Source organism: Kitasatospora sp. NPDC002227, from assembly GCF_040296285.1.
Classification (GTDB): domain Bacteria; phylum Actinomycetota; class Actinomycetes; order Streptomycetales; family Streptomycetaceae; genus Kitasatospora.
In genome coordinates this window covers 140768-159898 of the sequence record NZ_JBEOWY010000016.1, presented here as the reverse complement: position 1 = coordinate 159898, position 19131 = coordinate 140768, and the positions used below count along the sequence as shown (strand labels likewise).

The window sequence follows — 19131 nt, the reverse complement described above, 5'->3', positions numbered from 1 at the left end:
GACACTCGCGTTGAGCGGCACGGCAACCACCGGAATAGGGTGATCCCGCGCACTGCGTCCTCGCTGTGTTTTGTTACTAAAGGAATCTCCAACCCGGATCAAGTGACCCAGGCCGGGGATGTCAACATATCTGGCGTTGACTTTTGGCACGCTGTTGAGTTCTCAAGGAACGGATGCTTCCTTCGAGCGGCCTTCCGACCAGCCCTCCGGGCTTCGTTCTTTCGTGTTTCAAGCTTATCAGACGTTTTCCGCTCCGTTTTCCGGAGTTTCACTCGCCTGACCGGCTTTTCTTCGCCCCTCTCGGTGCGACTCCGGAACTGTACGGGGATCGGACCCCCACAAGCAAATCGGCCCCCGCCCGTCATCCGGGCGGGGGCCGACCGAACGGCTCAGCGGACCTCGGTGATCTCCGGTCCGCGGGCGAACGGGTCGAGGGCGGCGCCGCCGAAGCGGGAGCCCTCGGGGTCGGCGACAGTGCCGTCGGCGACCATCTGGGCGTCCTCGGGGAGCTTGAGGACGATCGGGTCGCGGGGGGCCATCGGGGTCTCGCCGCGGACCACGACGGTCTGGCGGAAGACCTGCTCCAGGATGCCCGCCATCTCGGGCTGCACCGCGGCCTGGCCGGAGATCACGCCGCGCAGGAACCAGCGGGGGCCGTCGCAGCCGACGAAGCGCACCAGCTGGACACCCTGCGTGCCGTCCGGCAGCTGTACGGGGACCTGAGCGCGGAGGTGCCAGCCAAGGGCGCCCTCCTCCTCGTCGACCCGGCCGCCCTGCTGGGTGATGCCGGTCGCGATCTCCTCGCGGACCTCGCCCCAGATGCCCTCGTTCTTGGGGGCGGCGAAGGCCTGCAGCTGGATGGCGCTGTTGCCCAGCACCAGGGTGGCGGCCACGATCGCGTCGCCGGCCACCTCCACCCGGAGCTCCATGCCCTCGACACCGGGGACGAGGAGACCCCCGAGGTCCACTCGGCCCTCCTGCGGGCTCTCCAGCTCGGAGATGTCCCAGGGACCTTCCGGGCGCGGCGCCGGGGGGAGGCCGACGCGGTCTGCCGGGTCCAGGTCTGTCTGGTTCTCGCTCTCGGAGTCTGCGGAACCTTCGACACCATCGGCCGTCTCGTCGGCGCTGATGGCGTCGTCGGCGAGCTGCTCGACAGCGTCCTCGCTCTTGTTGCGACGACGGAACACGGTCACTGTCCTTCCCGGTCCAAAACCGATCCAAGACCGAAGCGAATACCTGCTCGGCTTACTGCGAGGTCGCGGGCATGCTAGACCGCGGCATGACCGCCGGTCGACCCGAACCCGCCTTCTGCCCTGGCAGAACCGGGCAACTCGGTCACTTCGTGGAACCGCGCCTTCTCGACCTGCTGGATGACCAGCTGGGCGATGCGGTCCCCTCGACGGAAGCTGACCTTCTCGCGCGGGTCCAGGTTGACGACGATCACCTTGATCTCACCACGGTACCCGGCATCGACCGTCCCCGGGGCGTTCACCAGTGCAACTCCGCAACGAACTGCGAGACCCGAACGCGGGTGCACGAAGGCCGCGTAGCCGTCCGGGAGGGCAATGCTGATGCCCGTGGGGAGCAGCACCCGCTCGCCGGGGGCCAGTTCGGCGTCCACCGTGGTCCGCAGGTCGGCGCCGGCGTCGCCGGGGTGCTCGTACGCGGGCAGCGGGATCTCGGGATCGATCCGGCGGATCAGGATGTCGACGGGCTGGCGGGCGGTGCTGCTCACGGATTCACCTCAAGGCTCGGGCGCGCTCGAACAGGGCTCGGTCGTCGATCGCCTTCTTGACGTCCTCGGGACGACCGTGCGTGGTGAAGTGTTCCAGCTTCACCTGGATGAAGAGAGCTGTCGCCCGGACGGCGACCGGGCCGTCAGGGCCGCCGATGCGGCCCTCGGCGGCGCTGTAGACCTTCCGGCCGTGCACTCCGGTGATCCAGGCGCGCAGGTGGAGCAGCGTGTCGACCGGCACCGGGCGCAGGAAGTCGGTCTCGATCCTGCCGGTCACGGCAGGGGCGTGGAGCAGCCAGTTGAGGCTGCCGAGGGTCTCGTCGAGGGCGGTGACGAGCAGGCCGCCGTGGGCCAGGCCGGGGCCGCCCTGGTGGGCGGTGCGGACGGTGAACTCGGCGGTGAGGTCGAGGCCCTCGCCGGCGGTCACGGTGAGCTGCAGGCCCTGGGGGTGCTCGGGACCGCAGCCGAAGCAGTGGTCGTAGTGCGAACCGAGCAGGCTGCCGGGGGCCGGGGCCGCCGCGGCGCGGGGCGGCAGGACTGCCTCGGCCGGGGGCGTGGTGGGGGTCAGGAAGGCCGTGGGAGCAGCGGAGGCGGCCGGGGTGGCGGCAGAGTCTGGTCTGTTCACACGCGCGACCCTACCGCTCAGTAGCTTTTCACCGGGAGAGCGTCCGGCAGGCGGATTCCGGGCCCGGCGCGGGGGCCCGGCGTAGGAGCGCCCAGAATGGGGGCATGTACGACGAACGTCTCACCGTGCCCCGCTCGTGGTGGCTGCTCGCGCTCGGTCTCGGGCTCTCGCTGGCCCTGGTCCTGCTGCGGTTCTCACCGGTCGCCGCGCTGGTCGGACTGGTGGCCGGTACGGCCGCCGGCGCCGTGGCGCTGAGCAGCTACGGCTCCGCCCGGATCCGGGTGGTGCAGGGCTCGCTGGTCGCGGGGGCCGCCCGCATCCCGGTGAGCGCGCTCGGCGAGGCCGAGCCGCTGACCCCCGCCGAGGCGGTGGCCTGGCGCGGCGTGAAGGCCGATCCGCGGGCGTTCATGCTGCTGCGCAGCTACGTGCCGACGGCGCTGCGGGTCGAGGTCACCGACCCGCAGGACCCGACGCCCTACCTGTACCTGTCCACCCGTTCCCCCCGGAAACTGGCGGACGCGCTGGCGGCGGCCCGCCAGGCTCCCACCGGCTGACCGGCTGCCCCGGAGGGGCGGACATGGAGGAGGGACGGCTCCGCTGGTTGCGGTGCCGTCCCTCTGCTCCGAGGTGCTGCCCTACCTGCGCAGGGGTGCCCTGCCGGTGCGGTCGCGGGTGCGACCGCCGGTACTGCCTCCGGACTCGTCGGTCGGAGCCCGGTGGGGCGCTGTACCGGGCCGACGGATGGCCGTCGGTCCCGGGCCGTGGCTGCCGAGCGCTCAGGCGCCGCAGTCCCGGCAGATGGGCTGACCGTTCTTCTCGCTGTAGAGCTGGCTGCGGTGGTGAACCAGGAAGCAGCTCATGCAGGTGAACTCGTCGGCCTGCCGAGGCAGGACGCGAACCGAGAGCTCCTCGTTCGACAGGTCGGCGCCGGGGAGCTCCATGCCCTCCGCGCTGTCGAAGTCGTCCGAGTCGACGGAGCTGCTCGACTTCTCGTTCCGCCGGGCCTTCAGCTCCTCGATGCTGTCCTCGTTGAGGTCGTCATCGGTCTTGCGTGGGGTGTCGTAGTCCGTTGCCATGTTTCGCTCTCCCCCTTTGGGTGTGTGCGGGTATCTCCAGCGCACGTAACGCATGGGGGGCCGGTCTTGTGCCCGACCCGAGGCGGAGATTTTGCCTTACTTCAAGCCCTGTTACTCAATCGACACCCGGCGGAAGGTCCGTTGGAGTGATCGAACACGTACCGAACGGCCTCGCCGGGATACGTCCGAACGGGCCCCGCGAGACTACCCGACCGCTACCGATGGTGATCGACGGCCTCCGGGGTGATCGGGAAAGCCCCCTCTGCACAAGGGGTTTGACGGGCCATCGACGGATCGCCCGCCCGGCCGCCCGATCACGGTCGGCAACCTACCCCGCCGAACGGGTGATCACCCTACGAGGTCGCCCGTACGTGTCGTGCGATCACTTGTGACCTTCGTCACAGTGACGTCATTTCGGGTCAAATTCGGGAAATCCGTACCCGCGTCCGGCGCCGGCTCCTAGCGCGCGGCAGCCGCCGCGCGCCGGGCGAGGAGCGCAGCCTGGCGCTCGTCGAAACGGGTCGCCTGGGCGTCCAGGCCGTCGAGGAAGAAGCCCAGCTCCTCCTGGGCCCGGCGGCCCTCGGGGCCCAGCCCCTGGATCTCCATGACCTTGAGGTGGCGCAGCACCGGCTGCAGCACGTCGTCGTGGTGGATGCGCAGGTTGTAGACCCCGCCGATGGCGATCTGGGCCGCCGCACGCTCGAAACCGGGGATCCCGTGGCCGGGCATCCGGAAGTCGGTCACCACGTCCGCCACGGCCCGCATGGCCTGATCCGGGGCGATCTCCAGGGCGGCCTTGAGCAGGTTCCGGTAGAAGACCATGTGCAGGTTCTCGTCGTTGGCGATCTTCGCGAGGAGCTGCTCCGCCAGCGGGTCGCCGGCGTAGTGCCCGGTGTTGCGGTGCGAGATCCGGGTGGCGAGCTCCTGGAAGGCCACGTACGCGACCGAGTGCAGCATGCTGTGCGCGTTGTCGGACTCGAAGCCCTCCGACATGTGCTGCATCCGGGCCCGCTCCAGCTCCACCGGGTCCACCGCGCGGGTGGTGAGCAGGTAGTCGCGGATCGCTATGCCGTGGCGGCCCTCCTCGGCCGTCCAGCGGTGCACCCAGGTGCCCCAGGCGCCCTCCCGGCCGAACATGGTGGCGATCTCGTGGTGGTAGCTGGGGAGGTTGTCCTCGGTCAGCAGGTTGACCACCAGCGAGACCCGGCCGAGCGGGGTCACCTTCGACTGGTCCTTGTCCCAGGCCAGGCCGCCCAGCACGCCGTCGAAGTCGGCGCCCTGGCTCCACGGCACGTACTCGTGCGGCATCCACTCCTTGGCGACCTTGAGGTGGCGGTTGAGCTCGGTCTCCACGACCTCCTCCAGCGCCATGATCAGGCGGGCGTCGGTCCAGGCCGGGGAGGCGGTGCGCTGCACGGGTGCGATGGTCACGGCTGGTGCTCCTGAGGCGAGTGGGACGCATGAGGCCGGTTGGAGGCAAGCTGATGCGACTCACTTACGGCTGCGTAGGTTACGTAACCGTAAGTTGTTCTGGCGGGAAATGACAAGCCGCCCCTGCCAGCACTTATGTCGCTTTGACACGTGTGGCAGGGGCGGCTCGTGGGTACCGCTGGTCGTCCGCACTCGGAGGGCCTGGTCCGGCGCCCGGGTTTCAGATCCCGGGGATGCGCACCGTCATGGTCAGGCCGCCGCCGGGGCGCGGCGCGGCCTCGATGGCGCCGCCGTGCGCCCGGACCACCGAGCGGACGATCGAGAGCCCGAGGCCCACGCCCTTGTCGCTGCGGGTGCGGTCGGCGCCCTTGACCCGGCGGAACGGCTCGAAGATGTGCTCCAGCTCGTACCCGGGCACCAGCGGCCCGGTGTTGCTCACCACCAGCTCGCCGCGGCCGCCCGCGGCCGGGGTGCAGGTGATCTCCACCCAGCCGCCCGGGGTGTTGTACCGGACGGCGTTCTGCAGCAGGTTGAGGGCGATCCGCTCGAGCAGCACGCCGTTGCCCGAGACCATCGCGGGGTGCAGCTCCGAGTGCAGCTCCACCTCCCGGCCGGCCGCCTCGCTGCGGACCTGCTCCAGCGCCCGCCCGGCGACCTCGGAGAGCTCCACCGGGCGGCGCTCGGTGAGCTCGTTGTCGCTGCGGGCCAGCAGCAGCAGACCCTCGACCAGCTGCTCGCTGCGCTCGTTGGTGGCGAGCAGGGTCTTGCCGAGCTGCTGGAGGTCGGGCGAGGTGTTCGGGTCGGAGAGCTGCACCTCGAGCAGGGTGCGGTTGATCGCCAGCGGGGTGCGCAGCTCGTGCGAGGCGTTGGAGACGAACCGGCGCTGGGAGTCGAAGGAGCGGTCCAGCCGGTCGAGCATCTCGTCGAAGGTGTCGGCCAGCTCCTTGAGCTCGTCGTCCGGGCCCTCCAGCTCGATCCGCCGGTGCAGGTCGGAGCCGGCCACCTCGCGGGCGGTGCGGGTGATCCGGTTCAGCGGGTGCAGCACCCGGCCGGCCAGCGCGTACCCGGCGATGAAGGCGATCACGGCCAGGCAGATCAGCGCGGTGAGCGCCTTGCGCAGCAGCAGGGCCAGGGCGGCGTGCTGCTCGGCGCTCTGGGTGTCGGACATCCACCGGTTGAAGTCGGTGATCCTGGTCCCGTCGGGGGTGACGAAGGCGTAGCCCGGGCTGATGGCGACATTGGGCAGCGAGGTGTCCCGGAAGGCCTGCTGGACGAAGTAGTACATCAGCACCAGGAGCACCACCCCGGCCATCAGGAACATCCCGCCGTAGAGCAGCGTGAGCCTGATCCGGATGGTCGGGCGCAGCTGGAGCCAGCCCAGCAGGGCGTCCCCCGGGTGGCGGGTCTCCTCGGCGGGGCCGTCGGCGGGCACGCCGGAGGCCCCGCCGACGGGTGGCGGGGTGTTCATTGACTGTCCTCTCGGGGAACGGCCGGCGGCCCGGGGAGGCCGCGAGGTCAGGTCAGATGCGGTAGCCGGAGCCCGGCACGGTGACGATCACCGGCGGGTCGCCCAGCTTGCGGCGCAGGGTCATCACGGTGACCCGGACGACGTTGGTGAACGGGTCGGTGTGCTCGTCCCAGGCCTTCTCCAGGAGCTGCTCGGCGGAGACGACGGCGCCGCCGGCCCGCATCAGCACCTCCAGGACGGCGAACTCCTTGGGGGCGAGCTGGACGGTCCTGCCGTCGCGCAGCACCTCCCGGCGGCCGGGGTCGAGCGAGATGCCGGCGCGCTCCAGCACCGGAGGCAGCGGGACGGTCGCGCGGCGGCCCAGCGCCCTTACCCGGGCGACGAGTTCGCTGAAAGCGAACGGCTTGGGGAGGTAGTCGTCGGCGCCGATCTCCAGGCCCTCGACGCGGTCGCTGATGTCGCCGGAGGCGGTCAGCATGATCACCCTGGTCGCCAGCCCCTGGCCGACCACCCGGCGGCAGACGTCGTCGCCGTGCACCAGCGGCAGGTCGCGGTCGAGCACGACGACGTCGTAGTCGTTCACCGCGATCCGCTGGAGTGCCGCCTCGCCGTCGTAGACCACGTCGACGGCCATGGCCTCACGGCGCAGGCCGGTCGCGACCGCTTCGGCGAGCAGCTGCTCATCCTCCACGACGAGTACCCGCACGATGGTTGTCCCTTCTCCAGGAGCTGGGCCCCACCGTGGCCCGCCGGGAGCGGGTCCGCCGACGTACGGGCCGTGACGTCGCCCGGACGCAGGAGCCCGGACGATGGTTCCATCCTGCCTGGTGTGCGGGTAAAGCAGCGGTAAGACCGGTCTACGGGCGGGCGCCAGCGCGGCGCAAGCGGTAGCCGCGATCACCGTTTGGACTGTGACGCGGGCAACTTTCTCAGGTTGCGAGGTTTCCCGGCGCGGTCTGCGGGGAGGACAGCTTCACACCACGCGATCGCGCTCGGAGCGCCGGTCGCAACCACCCTCCCGTGCGTTCTTCCGCACCGGTGCAGGGGTCATGTGTCAGGGAGCGGCCCTCGGCCGACTCACAACGCCCGGCGGTCGGCCACGTGCCTCCGGCGTTCCCGTACGGCACCGACCACGCACCGGGGAACGCCGACCGTGCCCGTCCGACACACGCAAGGGGGCCGTATGGACGCCTTCACCGCCGGAATCCTGCAGCGCATAAAGAACGCCGAGCAGGACCTGCACCGAGCACTCGAATCCGGGGACGAGTTCCTCGCCGAGGTCGAACAGTCAGAGCTTGAGGACCTTCGCCGGCTCGCCGCCGAACACGGCGTCGACCCGGTGCGTGAGATGCACCGCACGGCCGCCTGACCAACACGTCCGAGCCCTGGCCGCCACTCGTGGCCGCCAGGGCTTCGTCGTGCCCGGAAGACAGTGCTCAGTGCTCGCTGCTCAGGCGGGCCAGGCGAGCGCGATGGCGCGCAGCTGCTCCGGGGTGAGCGCCGGAGTGCCGGGCTTGGCGTCGTAGAACGCGGTGCCGTTGACCTCCTGCACGGTGACCAGGGTGCCGTTCGGGCGCAGTGCCTCGGCGGCCCGGTACAGGACGGGCAGCGGGGCGCCCTTGGCGGCGCCGGTGAGCCGGATCACGGAGACCGTCCCGTCGGACGACCGGGTGAGGCCGCTCTCGTCACTGTCGGTGCCGAAGGTGCTGCCCTGGCCCCCGGTGCCGGCCCAGCCCGGCTGGACCTGGACCACCACGGTGCTGGTGCGGCCGTCGAGGGTGACCGGCAGGTGCGCGGTGCCGGTGCCGGCCTGCGGCCCGGGTTCGCCGGGCTTCGCGCCGGCCGGCAGCAGCTGCTTCAGGGTCGTGAGCAGCGCGTCCGAGGGCGGGCCGGAGGGCGCCGAATCGACCGGGGCCTCCGGGATCTCGGTGGCTGTCGCGACGCCACCCGCGAAGACCTGCTCCCAGGCGGGGCTGGTCAGCGCGCTCACCAGGGCCTCGGCGGAGACCGGCATCGGGATCCCGGCCGGCTGGTCGCCGCTGCCCCGCAGGGACTCGTTGATCACGAGCTGGCGGCCGTCCTTGCCGGTGTAGCTGACCGACCAGGTCCGGTCCGGACCGCTCTGGCGCGGCAGGAACTTGTCCACGAGCACCACGGAGCCGTCCGGCCGCACCGTGCGCTCGCAGCTCTCGGTGGGCTCCTCGAACGGGTCACGGCACTGGGTGAGGGGGGTCGAGGCGGTGATCGGCGGCTCGATCCGGCTGGTCGACAGATTCACCAGGGCGGGCCCGTGGCCGGCGTCGAAGAACAGGTGGGCCGAGGGGCCCGAGTGGGGAAGCGCCCCGAAGCCCCCGTCCCCCGTGATCGTGCCGGGCGGCAGCAGCGACCTCAGCGTCTTGATCATGAAGTCACCGGTGACCGGCTGGTGCGGTGTGGCGGGCGCCGTGGGCGTCGGGGTGGGCGTGGGGGTCGGCGTGGGCGTCAGCTGCTGCACGCTCGGCGGCGCCGGCGCCAACTCCCGCCCGCCGCCGGCCAGTGCGCTCGCGCCGACCGCCACCGCCGAGACCACCGCGGCCACGCCGGTCACCGCGGCGCGGCGGCGCAGCCGGCGGCGCCGGCCGCGGCGCTCGCCGGCCATGGCCAGCACCTCGCCCGGCGGGTCGGGTGCCAGCTCGGCGGAGGCCCTGAGCAGCAGCGCGAAGTCGTCCTCGGGGCGGGCGGTCCCGGGCTTGGCGTCATCGTGGGTCATCGCTCAGCTCCTCAGTTCGGAAAGGGTCTCGGTGCCGAGTTCCTCGCGCAGCCGGGCCAGCGCCCGGCTGCTGCGTGAGCGGACGGCGGTGGAGCTCAGGTGCAGCGCGGCGGCGGTCTCCTCGACGCTGCGGTCCTCCCAGAAGCGCAGCACCAGCACCGCCCGGTCCCGGGCGGGCAGCCGGCCGAGGGCGCGCAGCAGCGTCACCCGCAGCGCCGGGTCGGGGTCGTGCGCCGCGGCGTCCGTGAAGGTGTCGGTGACGTGCTCGGTGTTGCTGCGCTTGCGCCGGTACGACATGAAGGCGTTGACCAGGACGGTCTGCGCGTAACCGGCCGGGTTCTCCATCGCGGAGATCCGGCGCCAGCGGTCGTAGACGCGGCCGAGGGCTTCCTGGGCGAGATCCTCGGCGAGGTGCCCGTCACCGCCGGTCAGCAGGTACGCCGTCCTGACCAGGTGTCGCCCCCTCGCCGCAGCGAACTCCCGGAAGTCCAGTGACCCTGGCGCCGTGGTAGTTGTACGGTCCATGACCCCCTAACGCAGTGGGACGGTATTTCTGTCGCACCGTCGGACCGGCCGGTCGCGGGCCTCAGTCGTGCCAGGCGCCGAGGGCCTCCAGCCGGGCCTGGAGCGCCTCGAAGGTGCCCGGCGAGGCTGCCAGGGTGAGCGACCCGTCGGCCGGTCGACCGGGGCGGGAGCCGGTGCGGGCACCGGCCTCCTCGGCGATCAGGACGCCGGCCGCGCGGTCCCAGGGCTGGAGTCCGCGCTCGTAGTAGGCGTCGAGGCGGCCGGCCGCCACGTCGCACAGGTCCACGGCTGCCGCGCCGCCGCGCCGGATGTCCCGGACTTCGGGCATCAGGGCGTGCAGGATCCCGGCCTGCCGGACCCGGACCTCCTGCACGTAGTTGAAGCCGGTGCCGACCAGGGCCTGGCCCCAGGGCGGGGCCGGGCGGCAGGAGATCCGGCGGCCGTTCAGGTACGCCCCCCGGCCGCGCACCGCGTGGAAGACCTCGCCCCGGGCCGGGGCGGCGACCACCCCGACCACGGCCTCGCCCTGCCACTCCACCCCGACGCTGACCGCCCAGCCGGGCAGCCCGTAGAGGTAGTTGACCGTGCCGTCGAGCGGGTCGACCACCCAGCGCACGCCGCTGGTACCCGGCCGGTCGGCGCCCTCCTCGCCGAGGTAGCCGTCGGCCGGGCGGCGGGTGGAGATCAGCTCGAGCACGAGCTTCTCGGAGGCGAGGTCCATCTCGGTCACCACGTCGACCGGGCTGCTCTTGGTCGCCGCCACCCCGAGGTCGGCCGGGCGGCCGTCCAGGAGCAGGGCTCCGGCGGTGGTGGCGGCCTCGGTGGCGACGGCCAGGAGCTCGTCGAGCAGTGCTTCGGGCGGCATGGCGGGGACCTCCACGGTCAGAGTTCGGCGGCGGCCGGGCGAGGGGCGCGCGGGTTGGGGCAGCAGGTGCGGGCGCACAGGTCGTGGCTGGGGCCGAGCGAGCCGACGGCGCACCGCTCGGGAGTCTCACCGCGCTCGGTGGCGGCCCGCTCCAGGAGCAGCTCGCGGACGGCGGCGGCGAACCGCTGGTCCGCGCCGACGGTGGCGGCCCGGGCGACCGGCAGGCCCAGCTCGGCGGCCTTGGCCACGGCCTCGGTGTCGAGGTCGTACTTGACCTCCATGTGGTCCGAGACGAAGCCGATCGGCACCATGACGGCGGCCGGGGCGTCCGCCTCGCGCAGCGCCTCCAGGTGGTCGCAGATATCCGGCTCCAGCCAGGGGATGTGCGGCGCGCCGCTGCGGCTCTGGTAGACCAGCTCCCACGGCCGGCCGAACACCCCGTCGGCCTCCGCGACGGCCGAGACGATCAGCCGGGCGACGTCCAGGTGCTGGGCCACGTAGGCCCCGCCGGGCGTGCCGCGGGCCGGGTCCTCGGGGGCGCCGGAGCTCTCCGCCATGGCCAGCGGGATCGAGTGGGTGGTGAAGGCCAGGTGGGCGCCGTCGCGGACCACCGCGGGCAGGTCGGCCAGCGCGGCCAGGGTGGCCTCGACCATCGGCCCGACGAAACCCGGGTGGTTGTAGAACCGGCGCAGCACGTCCACCTTCGGCTCGGGCAGGCCCTCGCCGATCAGCTGGTCGATCGCGTCCGCGAGGTTCTCCCGGTACTGGCGGCAGCCCGAGTACCCGGCGTAGGCGCTGGTGGCGAGCACGGCGATCCGGCGGTGGCCGTCCTCGACCATCTCGCGCAGGGTGTCCACCAGGTACGGCGACCAGTTCCGGTTGCCCCAGTAGACCGGCAGGCCGAGGCCGGCCTCGGCGAAGTCCTTGCGCAGGGCGGCCAGCAGCTCGCGGTTCTGCTCGTTGATCGGGCTGACGCCGCCGAACAGGAAGTAGTGCTTGCCGACCTCGGCGAGGCGCTCCTTGGGGATGCCCCGGCCACGGGTGACGTTCTCCAGGAAGGGCACCACGTCCCCGGGGGCCTCGGGCCCGCCGAAGGAGAGCAGCAGCAGGGCGTCGTAGGGCGCGTGGTCGGGCGCCTGGTCGTTGAGGGTGCGCGCGTCGGGCATGGGGCCGATCCTGCCACCAGAGGGCCGTCCACCGGTGGGCGGCTGCCCGGCAGGCTTCACCCGAAGAATTTTTCGGGCAAATCGCTTGCATCGATCCGTAAGCTGTCTACGCGAGTCGTGTTCCTTACCAACCGCCCCAGTGGAGCTTCGCGTGCTGTCCAGCTACCGCCAGATCTTCGCCGCGCCCGGCAGTCTGGCCTTCTCCGGCGCCGGCCTGATAGCCAGGCTGCCGATCTCGATGACCGGGATCGGCATCGTCACCATGCTGTCCCAGCTGCGGGGCTCGTACGGGCTGGCGGGCGCCGTCTCGGCCGTCCTCGCGCTCTCGGCGGCGGTACTGGGCCCGCAGGTCTCGCGGCTGGTCGACCGGTACGGGCAGCGCCGGGTGATCCTGCCCAGCACGGGGCTCACCATGCTCGCGGCGGCCGCCCTGCTGCTCTGCGCCCGGCTCGGGCTGCCGGACTGGACGCTCTTCGTCTGCGCGGCCGGAATGGGCGTGATGCCGAGCACCGGCTCGATGGTGCGGGCCCGCTGGGCCAACCTCTACAGCGCCGAGCCGCCCAAGCTGCACACCGCGTACTCCTTCGAGGCCGTGGTCGACGAGATCTGCTTCATCGTCGGCCCGATCCTCTCGATCGGCCTCGCCACCTCGGTCTTCCCCGAGGCCGGGGTGCTGCTCGCCGGGGTCTTCCTGACCGTGGGCGTCGCGCTGTTCGCCGCCCAGCGGCGGACCGAGCCGCCGGTCCATCCGGCCGAGCACCACACCGGGGGCTCGGCGATCCGCTCGGCCGGGCTGCAGGTCCTGGTGGTCACCTTCGTGGCGACGGGGGCGATCTTCGGCTCGGTCGAGGTGGTCACGGTGGCCTTCGCCCAGGAGCAGGGCCACACCGGTGCCTCCAGCCTGGTGCTCGCGGTCTACGCGCTCGGCTCCTGCCTGGCGGGCATCGTGTTCGGCACGCTCAAGCTGAACGGCTCGATGGCCGGGCGGTTCCTGGGCGGGATCGCGGCGATGGCGGTCAGCATGCTGCCGCTGGTGCTGGTGGCCGAGCTGCTGCGCGGCACGGCCGGCCTGGTGGGGATCGGCGGGGCGCTCTTCCTGGCCGGGATGTCGATCTCCCCGACCCTGATCACCGCGATGGCCCTGGTCGAGCGCCTGGTGCCGGCCGCCCAGCTCACCGAGGGGATGACCTGGACCACCACCGGCCTCGCCCTGGGCGTCGCCCTCGGCTCCTCCGGCGCCGGCTGGGTGGTCGACGCGGCGGGCGCTCCCGCCGGGTACTGGGTCCCGGTCAGCGCCGCCGCCTTCGGCGCGATCACCGCTCTCGCGGGCCTGCGCCGCCTACGGACGGGTCTGGCGACCGCCTGAGTCAGTTGCACTCGCGCCCCTAGTGGTCCGCCTGCGCCGTTGCTACGCTCCGGCCTACTCATTGGTAGGGACCTCTGGAGGCAACTCACATGGCCGACTGGACCAACTGGGCTGGGAATCAGAGCGCTCGGCCGAGCCGGGTGGTCACGCCCGGGTCGGCCGGCGAGCTGGGCGAGGTGCTGCGGCTGGCCGCCGAGGAGGGGCGGACGGTCAAGGCCGTCGGCTCCGGGCACTCCTTCACCTCGATAGCCTCCGCCGGAGACGGCGTGCTGGTCCGCCCCGAGGGTCTGATGGCCGTCCGCGAGCTGGACCGCGCGGCCGGCACCGTCACCGTCGAGTCCGGCCTCCCGCTGCACCGGCTCAACCGGCTGCTGGCCGCCGCCGGCCTCTCCCTGACCAACATGGGCGACATCGAGGTCCAGACCGTCGCGGGCGCCACCAGCACCGGCACTCACGGCACCGGCCGTGACTCCGCCTCGCTCGCCGCCCAGGTCAAGGCCGTCGAGATCGTGCTCGCCGACGGCTCGGTGCAGCGCTGCTCCCCCACCGAGAACGCCGAGCTCTTCCAGGGCGCGCGCCTGGGCCTCGGCGCCCTCGGCGTGGTCAGCGCGCTCACCTTCGGCGTCGAGCCGGCCTTCCTGCTCAGCGCGCACGAGGCCCCGATGTCCTTCGACCAGGTGCTCGAGGGCTTCGACGACTTCACCGCCGTCAACGAGCACTTCGAGTTCTACTGGTTCCCGCACACCGACCGCTGCTCCACCAAGCGCAACAACCGCAGCCAGGGCCCGGCCGCCCCGCTCACCCGGTTCAAGTCCTGGCTGGAGGACGACCTCCTCTCCAACACCGTCTGGGAGGGCGTCTGCCGGGTCGGCCGCCGCTTCCCGGCCGCCGTCCCGGCCATCGCCCAGCTGGCCAGCCGGGCCTGGTCGGAGCGGACGTACACCGACCTCGCGTACAAGGTCTACACGAGCCCGCGCAAGGTGCGCTTCATCGAGATGGAGTACGCGGTGCCGCGCGAGGCCGCGACCACCGTGCTGCGCGAGCTCAAGGCGCTGGTCGAGCGCTCCAACTGGCGGATCAGCTTCCCGGTCGAGGTGCGGACGGCGCCCGCCGACGACCTCTGGCTCTCCACCGCGAGCGGGCGGGAGAGCGTCTACATCGCCGTCCACCTCTACCGGGGCACCGCCGAGCAGGGCTACTTCACCGAGGTGGAGAAGCTGATGACGGCTCACCAGGGCCGCCCGCACTGGGGCAAGCTGCACACCCGCGACGCCGAGTACCTCGCCTCGGTCTACCCGCACTTCGGCGACTTCACCGCGCTGCGCGACAAGGTCGACCCGGGCCGCCTGTTCGCCAACGACTACCTGCGACGGGTGCTCGGCGAGTAGCGGCTCAGCCGGTCGGGGTGCTCGCGGGCGGGCGAGGGGGCTCCGTCCTCGAGCCCGTCCCGGTGGCCGGGTCGGTGGGCCTGCCGGTCGTCGGGCTCGGCGGCGACGGCGTGGGGCTGCCCGAAGGGCTCACCGAGGGCGAGGGCGAACCGGAGGGCCTGCCCGAAGGGGTGGGGCTCGGAGTCCCGGAGGGCTTGTCGGGCGAGGCCGAGGAGTCACCGGGCGGCTTGCGGTCCGGCTGCTCGTGGACCTCCGAGGGCGGCGCGGTGGACTTCTGACGCGGCGTGAACGAGGTGCCCCGGTCGTCGCTGCTGCCGGTGAGGGCGCTCACCGGCTTCCCGGTGGCCAGCTCGACCACCAGGATAGGCGTCATCGCGAGGGCGAACACCAGTGCGGAGACCACCGTGTAGGTCTTCCACGTCCGGGGCCGCTTGGCGCGCAGGGTCCGTGGCTCGTTCCACTCCCCCACCGGCGTCGGCTCCGCCGGCTGGCCGACGGCACGCAGCTGCTCGCCGGTGCGCTTGAACACGTGCTGGAACACGGCGCCGCCGGTGGTGGCGCCGACGCTGACCACGGCGGCGCCGATGATCGTCCCGTAGACGCCGAGCTCGGAGGCGAGCACCGCGCCCACGATGGCGGCCAGGGCACTCGCGGCCACCTGAGCCAGGCTCAGATCGAGCCGGGCGCGATCGCGCTGCTGCGGCATCAACATCCCTCGGTCGGTCGAATCGACAACTAGTACAAGACTCTCCATCTTGCACAAAAAAGGACACAAGGGTCGAAAATCTGGTTCTCGGTAGTCGATATATGTGAAGATGATCACCGTCGACGGGCCGGAGGTCGGCCATTGTGGTGCGCGTCCTTGAGATTCCCGTGAATCACGGCAGACTTGAGCGGCGAGCCGCCCCTCTGGATGCCACGAATGGAGTACTGTTCGTGGAGCCTGAGCCTTCGGTCACCGTGTCGACAGCCCATCAGACGGCCGCCGGGAGCATCCGGGCGCGACGTCGACCGGCGACGTGGCAAACAGGCAACCGTGCCACAGCGGCGAGCTTGGGCAAAAGCCCGACACGCCGGGTAACTCTGCAAGGTTGTGGCCACTCGCGAGTGGGCAGGCCACACTCAGTACGGGAGCAGCGACGCAGGTGACGTCGGCAGGCACCACCCGGGAGGTAACCGTGCCCGAACTGCGGGTTGTGGCCGTCAGCAACGACGGCACACGGCTGGTGCTCAAGGCTGCCGACAGCACGGAGTACACCCTTCCCATCGACGAACGGCTGCGCGCCGCCATTCGCGGCGACCGGCCCCGCCTCGGTCAGATCGAGATCGAGGTCGAGAGCCACCTGCGGCCGCGTGACATCCAGGCGCGGATACGAGCCGGTGCCTCCGCGGAGGAGGTCGCCCAGGTCGCCGGGATCTCGGTCGACCGGGTCCGCCGCTTCGAGGGTCCCGTGCTGGCCGAGCGCGCCTTCATGGCCGAGCGGGCCCGCAAGACGGCGATCCGCCGGCACGGCGAGTCCACCGGTCCGCAGCTGGGCGAGGCCGTGGCCGAGCGGCTGGCGCTGCGCGGCGCCGAGAAGGACACCGAGCGCTGGGACTCCTGGCGGCGTGACGACGGCACCTGGGAGGTCATCCTCTCCTACCGGGCCGACGGCGAAGGCCGCAGCGCGAGCTGGTCCTACGACCCGCCGCGGCGCCTGGTGCAGCCCAACGACGACGAGGCCCGCGCGCTGATCGGGGAGAGCCCCGAGCGCGAGGAGGACTCGGTCTTCCCGTTCATCCCGCGGATCGCCCGGCTCCCCCAGGACCGTCCGGCCCGCCCGATGATCGAGCGGCCCTCGCCGGACCGGATCATGTCCGGCATCGAGCGGCCGGACCGGATCCTGTCGGGGCGCGAGGTCCGCGAGAGCCGCGAGGCCACGGCGGAGAACCTGGACTCGTTGACCAGCCTGCTCGACGTGGTGCCGGCCTTCCCCGGCGGGCTCGGCGTGCCCGCGGTGGAGGCCGTACCGGACGCTCCGGCCGCTGAGGCCGAGGAGGCCGCTCCGGCTGCCTCGATCGGGGCCGGCTCCGCGTACGCGGACATCCTGATGCCGCGTGCGGTCGCCCCCCACCGGGAGCGGCTGGTCGGCACCACCGACCGGCAGGCCGAGGCCGACGGTGTCCGTCCGGGCCGCCGCGCGACCGTCCCCAGCTGGGACGAGATCGTCTTCGGCTCCCGCCGCAAGAAGTCGGAGTAGGACTTCCGCACCGCCTTCAGTTGCAGCACCCAGGGGCGCGGGGAACTGCGCGAGTGCGGAAGGAACCGGCCCGCGGCCTACCGCTTCGCGCAGTCCCCGCGCCCCTGGGTGCTGCAGCTCACCCTTCGGCGGAGCCCGTCGCCACCGGGCGGGACGGGTCTGCACACCACTCGCTCCAGGAGCCCGGGTAGAGGGTGCCCTCGAAGCCGGCGACGGCCATGGCGAGGAGCTGGTGGGCGGCCGTGACGCCCGAGCCGCAGTAGACCGCCGTCTCCCGCTCGCCCACGCCGAAGCCGCGGAACCTCTCGGCGAGCTGCTCCGCGGGGAGGAAGCGGCCGTCCGGGCCGACGTTCTCCATGGTGGGGGCGTTGACCGCGCCCGGGATGTGCCCGGCGGCCGGGTCGAAGGGCTCGACCTCGCCGCGGTAGCGCTCGCCCGCGCGGGCGTCGAGCAGCAGACCGGTCCGCGCGAACGCGGCCGTCTGCTCGGCCTCCAGGGTGGGCAGCTGGCCGGCGACCGGCTTGAAATCGCCCTCCTCCGGCTCCGGCTGGTGATCCGTCAGCGGCAGCCCGGCCGCCCGCCAGGCGCTCAGCCCGCCGTCGAGGACCCGCACGTCCGTGTGGCCGGCCCAGCGCAGCAGCCACCAGGCCCGCGAGGCGGCGGCCGACACCCAGTCGTCGTACAGCACCACGGTGCGCCCGGAGCTCACGCCGACCCGCCGCATCGCGGCCCCGAACTCCTCCAGGTCGGGCAGCGGGTGGCGGCCGCGGCCGCCTCCGGGCGGGCCCGCGAGGTCGCGGTCCAGGTCGACGAAGTGCGCGCTGGGCAGGTGGCCCTGGGCGAACTCCTCGGCGCCGGGGGCGCCGCCCTGCTTGTAGCGGACGTCCAGCAGGGCCGGCGGGTGGTCCGAACCGAGCGCCTGGCGCAGCTCGGCGACGCTGATCAGCGGCGAAGAAGTGTCCATGGCCGCCATTCTGCCGCTGCCCGGCGGGTCTTTGTACGGTCTTTGCCAGGCTCGCCCGCGCGGCCGGGCCCCTGGACGGGCCCGGGGTGGAACCATCACCCTGGACGCGCGGCGGCCCGGTCGGTCGTCCCCCGTCGAGGAGGTACGCCATGACTGCAGTGAAGGTGCGGCTGGCTCAGGGCACACCCTGCTGGGTGAGCCTGACGACCAGTGACCACGAGGGGGCGATGGCCTTCTACGGCGCGCTGCTCGGGTGGGAGTACGGCCCGGGGCCGACCCCGCTGGGCGCGTACGTGCGCGCGCTGAGCGGCGGGGCGAAGGTCGCCGGGATCGGGGTCACCCCGCCCGGGACGAGCCACTCGGTCGGGTGGACCACGTACTTCGCGGTGGACAGCGCGGACGAGGTGACCCAGCGGGTCCACGAGTGCGGCGGCACGGTCGCGATGGGGCCGCTGCAGGCGGAGCGGGCCGGGCGGCTGACCATCGCCGCCGATCTGACCGGCTCGGTCTTCGGCCTCTGGCAGGGTGAGGAGCACCTCGGCTGGGAGGTCACCGGCGAGCCCGGCGCCCCCGTCTGGCACGAACTGCTGACCCCGGACGAGCCCTCGGCCACGGCTTTCTACCAGGCGGTGTTCGGCCCGGTGCTGACCCCCGGCGAGGACGGCACCACCCGGCTGCTGGTGGACGGCTGCCCGGTGGCCGAGATCCGCTCCACCACCGAGGGCCGGGGCTGGCGGGTGCACTTCGGCACCGCCGACTGCGAACTGACGGCCCGCCGGGCCGAGGAGCTGGGCGGGCGCGTGGTGCAGGAGCCGCACGACACCCCGCAGGGGCGGATGGCCCGGCTCGCCGACCCGCAGGGCGGGCGGTTCTGCGTCCTGCAGGTCGGCTGACCGGGCACCCGGTGGGTCAGCTGGGCCAGGGCAGGATGATCGGGTTGCAGTACCAGGGGTACCACTGCCCCTGGTACACCGTGATCGGACACGGCTGCCGGGGCGGCACGGAGGTCCACAGCACGGTGCCGTCCGGCTGCTCGACCTGGATGGCGCCGCTGTCGTAGACGGCGAGGACGGCACCGTAGTGACCGCCGGTGTTGCTGGCCCAGAGCGGCGTGTTGCTCGCCGAGTAGACCACCAGGTTGCCGTCCACCTGCATCGCCAGGAAGTTGCCGTTGGGCATGGCGCCGGGGGCGGACCAGACGGCGGTGCCGTTCTTGTAGACCACCACGTTGCCGTCCCACTGCATGTACAGCTTGGTCGAGCCGTCGGGCGAGGCCCAGTACTCGTTCTGGTGGCGGATGGTGGTCCCCGTGATGACCGTCTTGGCGACGGCCGCGGCGGCGACGGCGGGCTTCGGGGCGGCCGAGGCCGCCGGGGCGGCGTGGGCTGTGCCGGCGGTGAGCAGGCCCAGCCCGAAGGCGGTGGCCGCCACCAGGGCTGCGGCGCGGGTGCGCATGGTGGTCACTGTGGCCCTTCCTGGTGCAACAGAACCGATCTGACAGATCGTCACGGTTGTGACGCGCCCAGGCTAGGG

At 72.3% G+C, this 19131-nt stretch carries 19 protein-coding genes and 1 pseudogene; 6 read left to right on the top strand and 14 right to left on the bottom strand.

The features are described from left to right. Positions 1-389 precede the first annotated feature (389 nt). The 3 genes and pseudogenes from ABT095_RS17580 to ABT095_RS17570 form a co-directional block, all read right to left on the bottom strand. Positions 390-1187, bottom strand: coding sequence for a DUF3710 domain-containing protein (locus ABT095_RS17580; protein WP_350530308.1), 798 nt, complete (start codon positions 1185-1187; stop codon positions 390-392). A gap of 80 nt (positions 1188-1267) precedes the next feature. Then, complete coding sequence (dut, locus tag ABT095_RS17575) at positions 1268-1735, bottom strand: dUTP diphosphatase (protein ID WP_350530307.1); 468 nt, start codon at positions 1733-1735, stop codon at positions 1268-1270. Continuing rightward, positions 1732-2303: pseudogene (locus ABT095_RS17570) on the bottom strand (PaaI family thioesterase). The gene dut and the pseudogene ABT095_RS17570 overlap by 4 nt, the downstream one beginning before the upstream one ends. 161 nt (positions 2304-2464) lie before the next feature. Here ABT095_RS17570 and ABT095_RS17565 point away from each other — a divergent pair. Next, complete coding sequence (locus tag ABT095_RS17565) at positions 2465-2914, top strand: DUF3093 domain-containing protein (protein WP_350530306.1); 450 nt, start codon at positions 2465-2467, stop codon at positions 2912-2914. Positions 2915-3136: 222 nt separating this feature from the next. On the opposite strand, the gene ABT095_RS17560 is transcribed toward ABT095_RS17565, so the two are convergent. The 4 genes from ABT095_RS17560 to ABT095_RS17545 form a co-directional block, all read right to left on the bottom strand. Then, a complete protein-coding gene (locus ABT095_RS17560) occupies positions 3137-3436 on the bottom strand; it encodes a DUF4193 domain-containing protein (RefSeq protein WP_350530305.1) in 300 nt (99 codons plus the stop codon). 459 nt (positions 3437-3895) lie between these two features. Beyond that, the gene (locus tag ABT095_RS17555) at positions 3896-4867 is read right to left on the bottom strand and encodes an acyl-ACP desaturase (protein WP_502884906.1); all 972 of its coding nucleotides are present in this window, start codon (positions 4865-4867) and stop codon (positions 3896-3898) included. 220 nt (positions 4868-5087) lie between these two features. Next, positions 5088-6335, bottom strand: coding sequence for a sensor histidine kinase (locus tag ABT095_RS17550; RefSeq protein ID WP_350530304.1), 1248 nt, complete (start codon positions 6333-6335; stop codon positions 5088-5090). Between the two features lie 52 nt (positions 6336-6387). Continuing rightward, positions 6388-7041 carry a response regulator transcription factor gene (locus ABT095_RS17545; RefSeq protein WP_350530303.1) on the bottom strand — a complete coding sequence of 218 codons (654 nt, stop codon included), beginning with the start codon at positions 7039-7041 and terminating at the stop codon, positions 6388-6390. Between the two features lie 477 nt (positions 7042-7518). Here ABT095_RS17545 and ABT095_RS17540 point away from each other — a divergent pair, with 477 nt between their 5' ends. Continuing rightward, positions 7519-7704 carry a hypothetical protein gene (locus tag ABT095_RS17540; RefSeq protein ID WP_350530302.1) on the top strand — a complete coding sequence of 62 codons (186 nt, stop codon included), beginning with the start codon at positions 7519-7521 and terminating at the stop codon, positions 7702-7704. Between the two features lie 81 nt (positions 7705-7785). Here the strand turns inward: ABT095_RS17540 and ABT095_RS17535 are convergent, their stop codons facing one another. From ABT095_RS17535 to ABT095_RS17520, 4 genes are all read right to left on the bottom strand, one after another. Next, on the bottom strand, positions 7786-9084 hold the full coding sequence (locus ABT095_RS17535) for a hypothetical protein (protein WP_350530301.1): 1299 nt from the start codon (positions 9082-9084) through the stop codon (positions 7786-7788). Positions 9085-9087: 3 nt separating this feature from the next. Continuing rightward, positions 9088-9609, bottom strand: coding sequence for a SigE family RNA polymerase sigma factor (locus ABT095_RS17530; protein ID WP_350530300.1), 522 nt, complete (start codon positions 9607-9609; stop codon positions 9088-9090). A 61-nt stretch (positions 9610-9670) separates the two neighbouring features. Beyond that, positions 9671-10474, bottom strand: a complete 804-nt coding sequence (locus ABT095_RS17525) for an inositol monophosphatase family protein (protein ID WP_350530299.1) — start codon at positions 10472-10474, stop codon at positions 9671-9673. A gap of 17 nt (positions 10475-10491) precedes the next feature. After that, the gene (locus ABT095_RS17520; protein ID WP_350530298.1) at positions 10492-11640 is read right to left on the bottom strand and encodes a ferrochelatase; all 1149 of its coding nucleotides are present in this window, start codon (positions 11638-11640) and stop codon (positions 10492-10494) included. A 151-nt stretch (positions 11641-11791) separates the two neighbouring features. Here ABT095_RS17520 and ABT095_RS17515 point away from each other — a divergent pair, with 151 nt between their 5' ends. Further along, on the top strand, positions 11792-13006 hold the full coding sequence (locus tag ABT095_RS17515) for an MFS transporter (protein ID WP_350530297.1): 1215 nt from the start codon (positions 11792-11794) through the stop codon (positions 13004-13006). Positions 13007-13095: 89 nt separating this feature from the next. Continuing rightward, positions 13096-14394 (top strand): D-arabinono-1,4-lactone oxidase, encoded by a 1299-nt coding sequence (locus ABT095_RS17510; protein ID WP_350530296.1) that lies wholly within the window; start codon positions 13096-13098, stop codon positions 14392-14394. A 4-nt stretch (positions 14395-14398) separates the two neighbouring features. On the opposite strand, the gene ABT095_RS17505 is transcribed toward ABT095_RS17510, so the two are convergent. Beyond that, positions 14399-15100: a hypothetical protein gene (locus ABT095_RS17505; protein WP_350530295.1), complete on the bottom strand. Its 702-nt coding sequence runs from the start codon at positions 15098-15100 to the stop codon at positions 14399-14401. Positions 15101-15539: 439 nt separating this feature from the next. Between ABT095_RS17505 and sepH the strand changes: the two genes are divergently transcribed. Further along, complete coding sequence (gene sepH / locus ABT095_RS17500; RefSeq protein WP_350530294.1) at positions 15540-16634, top strand: septation protein SepH; 1095 nt, start codon at positions 15540-15542, stop codon at positions 16632-16634. A gap of 118 nt (positions 16635-16752) precedes the next feature. Here the strand turns inward: sepH and ABT095_RS17495 are convergent, their stop codons facing one another. Beyond that, positions 16753-17598 (bottom strand): sulfurtransferase, encoded by an 846-nt coding sequence (locus ABT095_RS17495; protein ID WP_350530293.1) that lies wholly within the window; start codon positions 17596-17598, stop codon positions 16753-16755. Positions 17599-17747: 149 nt separating this feature from the next. Here ABT095_RS17495 and ABT095_RS17490 point away from each other — a divergent pair, with 149 nt between their 5' ends. Then, positions 17748-18491, top strand: a complete 744-nt coding sequence (locus ABT095_RS17490; protein ID WP_350530292.1) for a VOC family protein — start codon at positions 17748-17750, stop codon at positions 18489-18491. A gap of 16 nt (positions 18492-18507) precedes the next feature. Here the strand turns inward: ABT095_RS17490 and ABT095_RS17485 are convergent, their stop codons facing one another. Further along, entirely contained in the window at positions 18508-19053 is a 546-nt protein-coding gene (locus ABT095_RS17485) for a hypothetical protein (RefSeq protein WP_350530291.1), read from the bottom strand. Positions 19054-19131 lie beyond the last annotated feature (78 nt).

Bases quoted from the DNA above. Each gene is read 5' to 3' on its own strand.
- ABT095_RS17565 (WP_350530306.1), top strand. From the start codon at position 2,465: ATGTACGACGAACGTCTCACCGTGCCCCGCTCGTGGTGGCTGCTCGCG.
- ABT095_RS17560 (WP_350530305.1), bottom strand. From the start codon at position 3,436: ATGGCAACGGACTACGACACCCCACGCAAGACCGATGACGACCTCAAC.
- ABT095_RS17550 (WP_350530304.1), bottom strand. From the start codon at position 6,335: ATGAACACCCCGCCACCCGTCGGCGGGGCCTCCGGCGTGCCCGCCGAC.
- ABT095_RS17540 (WP_350530302.1), top strand. From the start codon at position 7,519: ATGGACGCCTTCACCGCCGGAATCCTGCAGCGCATAAAGAACGCCGAG.
- ABT095_RS17535 (WP_350530301.1), bottom strand. From the start codon at position 9,084: ATGACCCACGATGACGCCAAGCCCGGGACCGCCCGCCCCGAGGACGAC.
- ABT095_RS17530 (WP_350530300.1), bottom strand. From the start codon at position 9,609: ATGGACCGTACAACTACCACGGCGCCAGGGTCACTGGACTTCCGGGAG.
- ABT095_RS17525 (WP_350530299.1), bottom strand. From the start codon at position 10,474: ATGCCGCCCGAAGCACTGCTCGACGAGCTCCTGGCCGTCGCCACCGAG.
- ABT095_RS17520 (WP_350530298.1), bottom strand. From the start codon at position 11,640: ATGCCCGACGCGCGCACCCTCAACGACCAGGCGCCCGACCACGCGCCC.
- ABT095_RS17510 (WP_350530296.1), top strand. From the start codon at position 13,096: ATGGCCGACTGGACCAACTGGGCTGGGAATCAGAGCGCTCGGCCGAGC.
- ABT095_RS17505 (WP_350530295.1), bottom strand. From the start codon at position 15,100: ATGCCGCAGCAGCGCGATCGCGCCCGGCTCGATCTGAGCCTGGCTCAG.
- ABT095_RS17495 (WP_350530293.1), bottom strand. From the start codon at position 17,598: ATGGACACTTCTTCGCCGCTGATCAGCGTCGCCGAGCTGCGCCAGGCG.
- ABT095_RS17490 (WP_350530292.1), top strand. From the start codon at position 17,748: ATGACTGCAGTGAAGGTGCGGCTGGCTCAGGGCACACCCTGCTGGGTG.
- ABT095_RS17485 (WP_350530291.1), bottom strand. From the start codon at position 19,053: ATGCGCACCCGCGCCGCAGCCCTGGTGGCGGCCACCGCCTTCGGGCTG.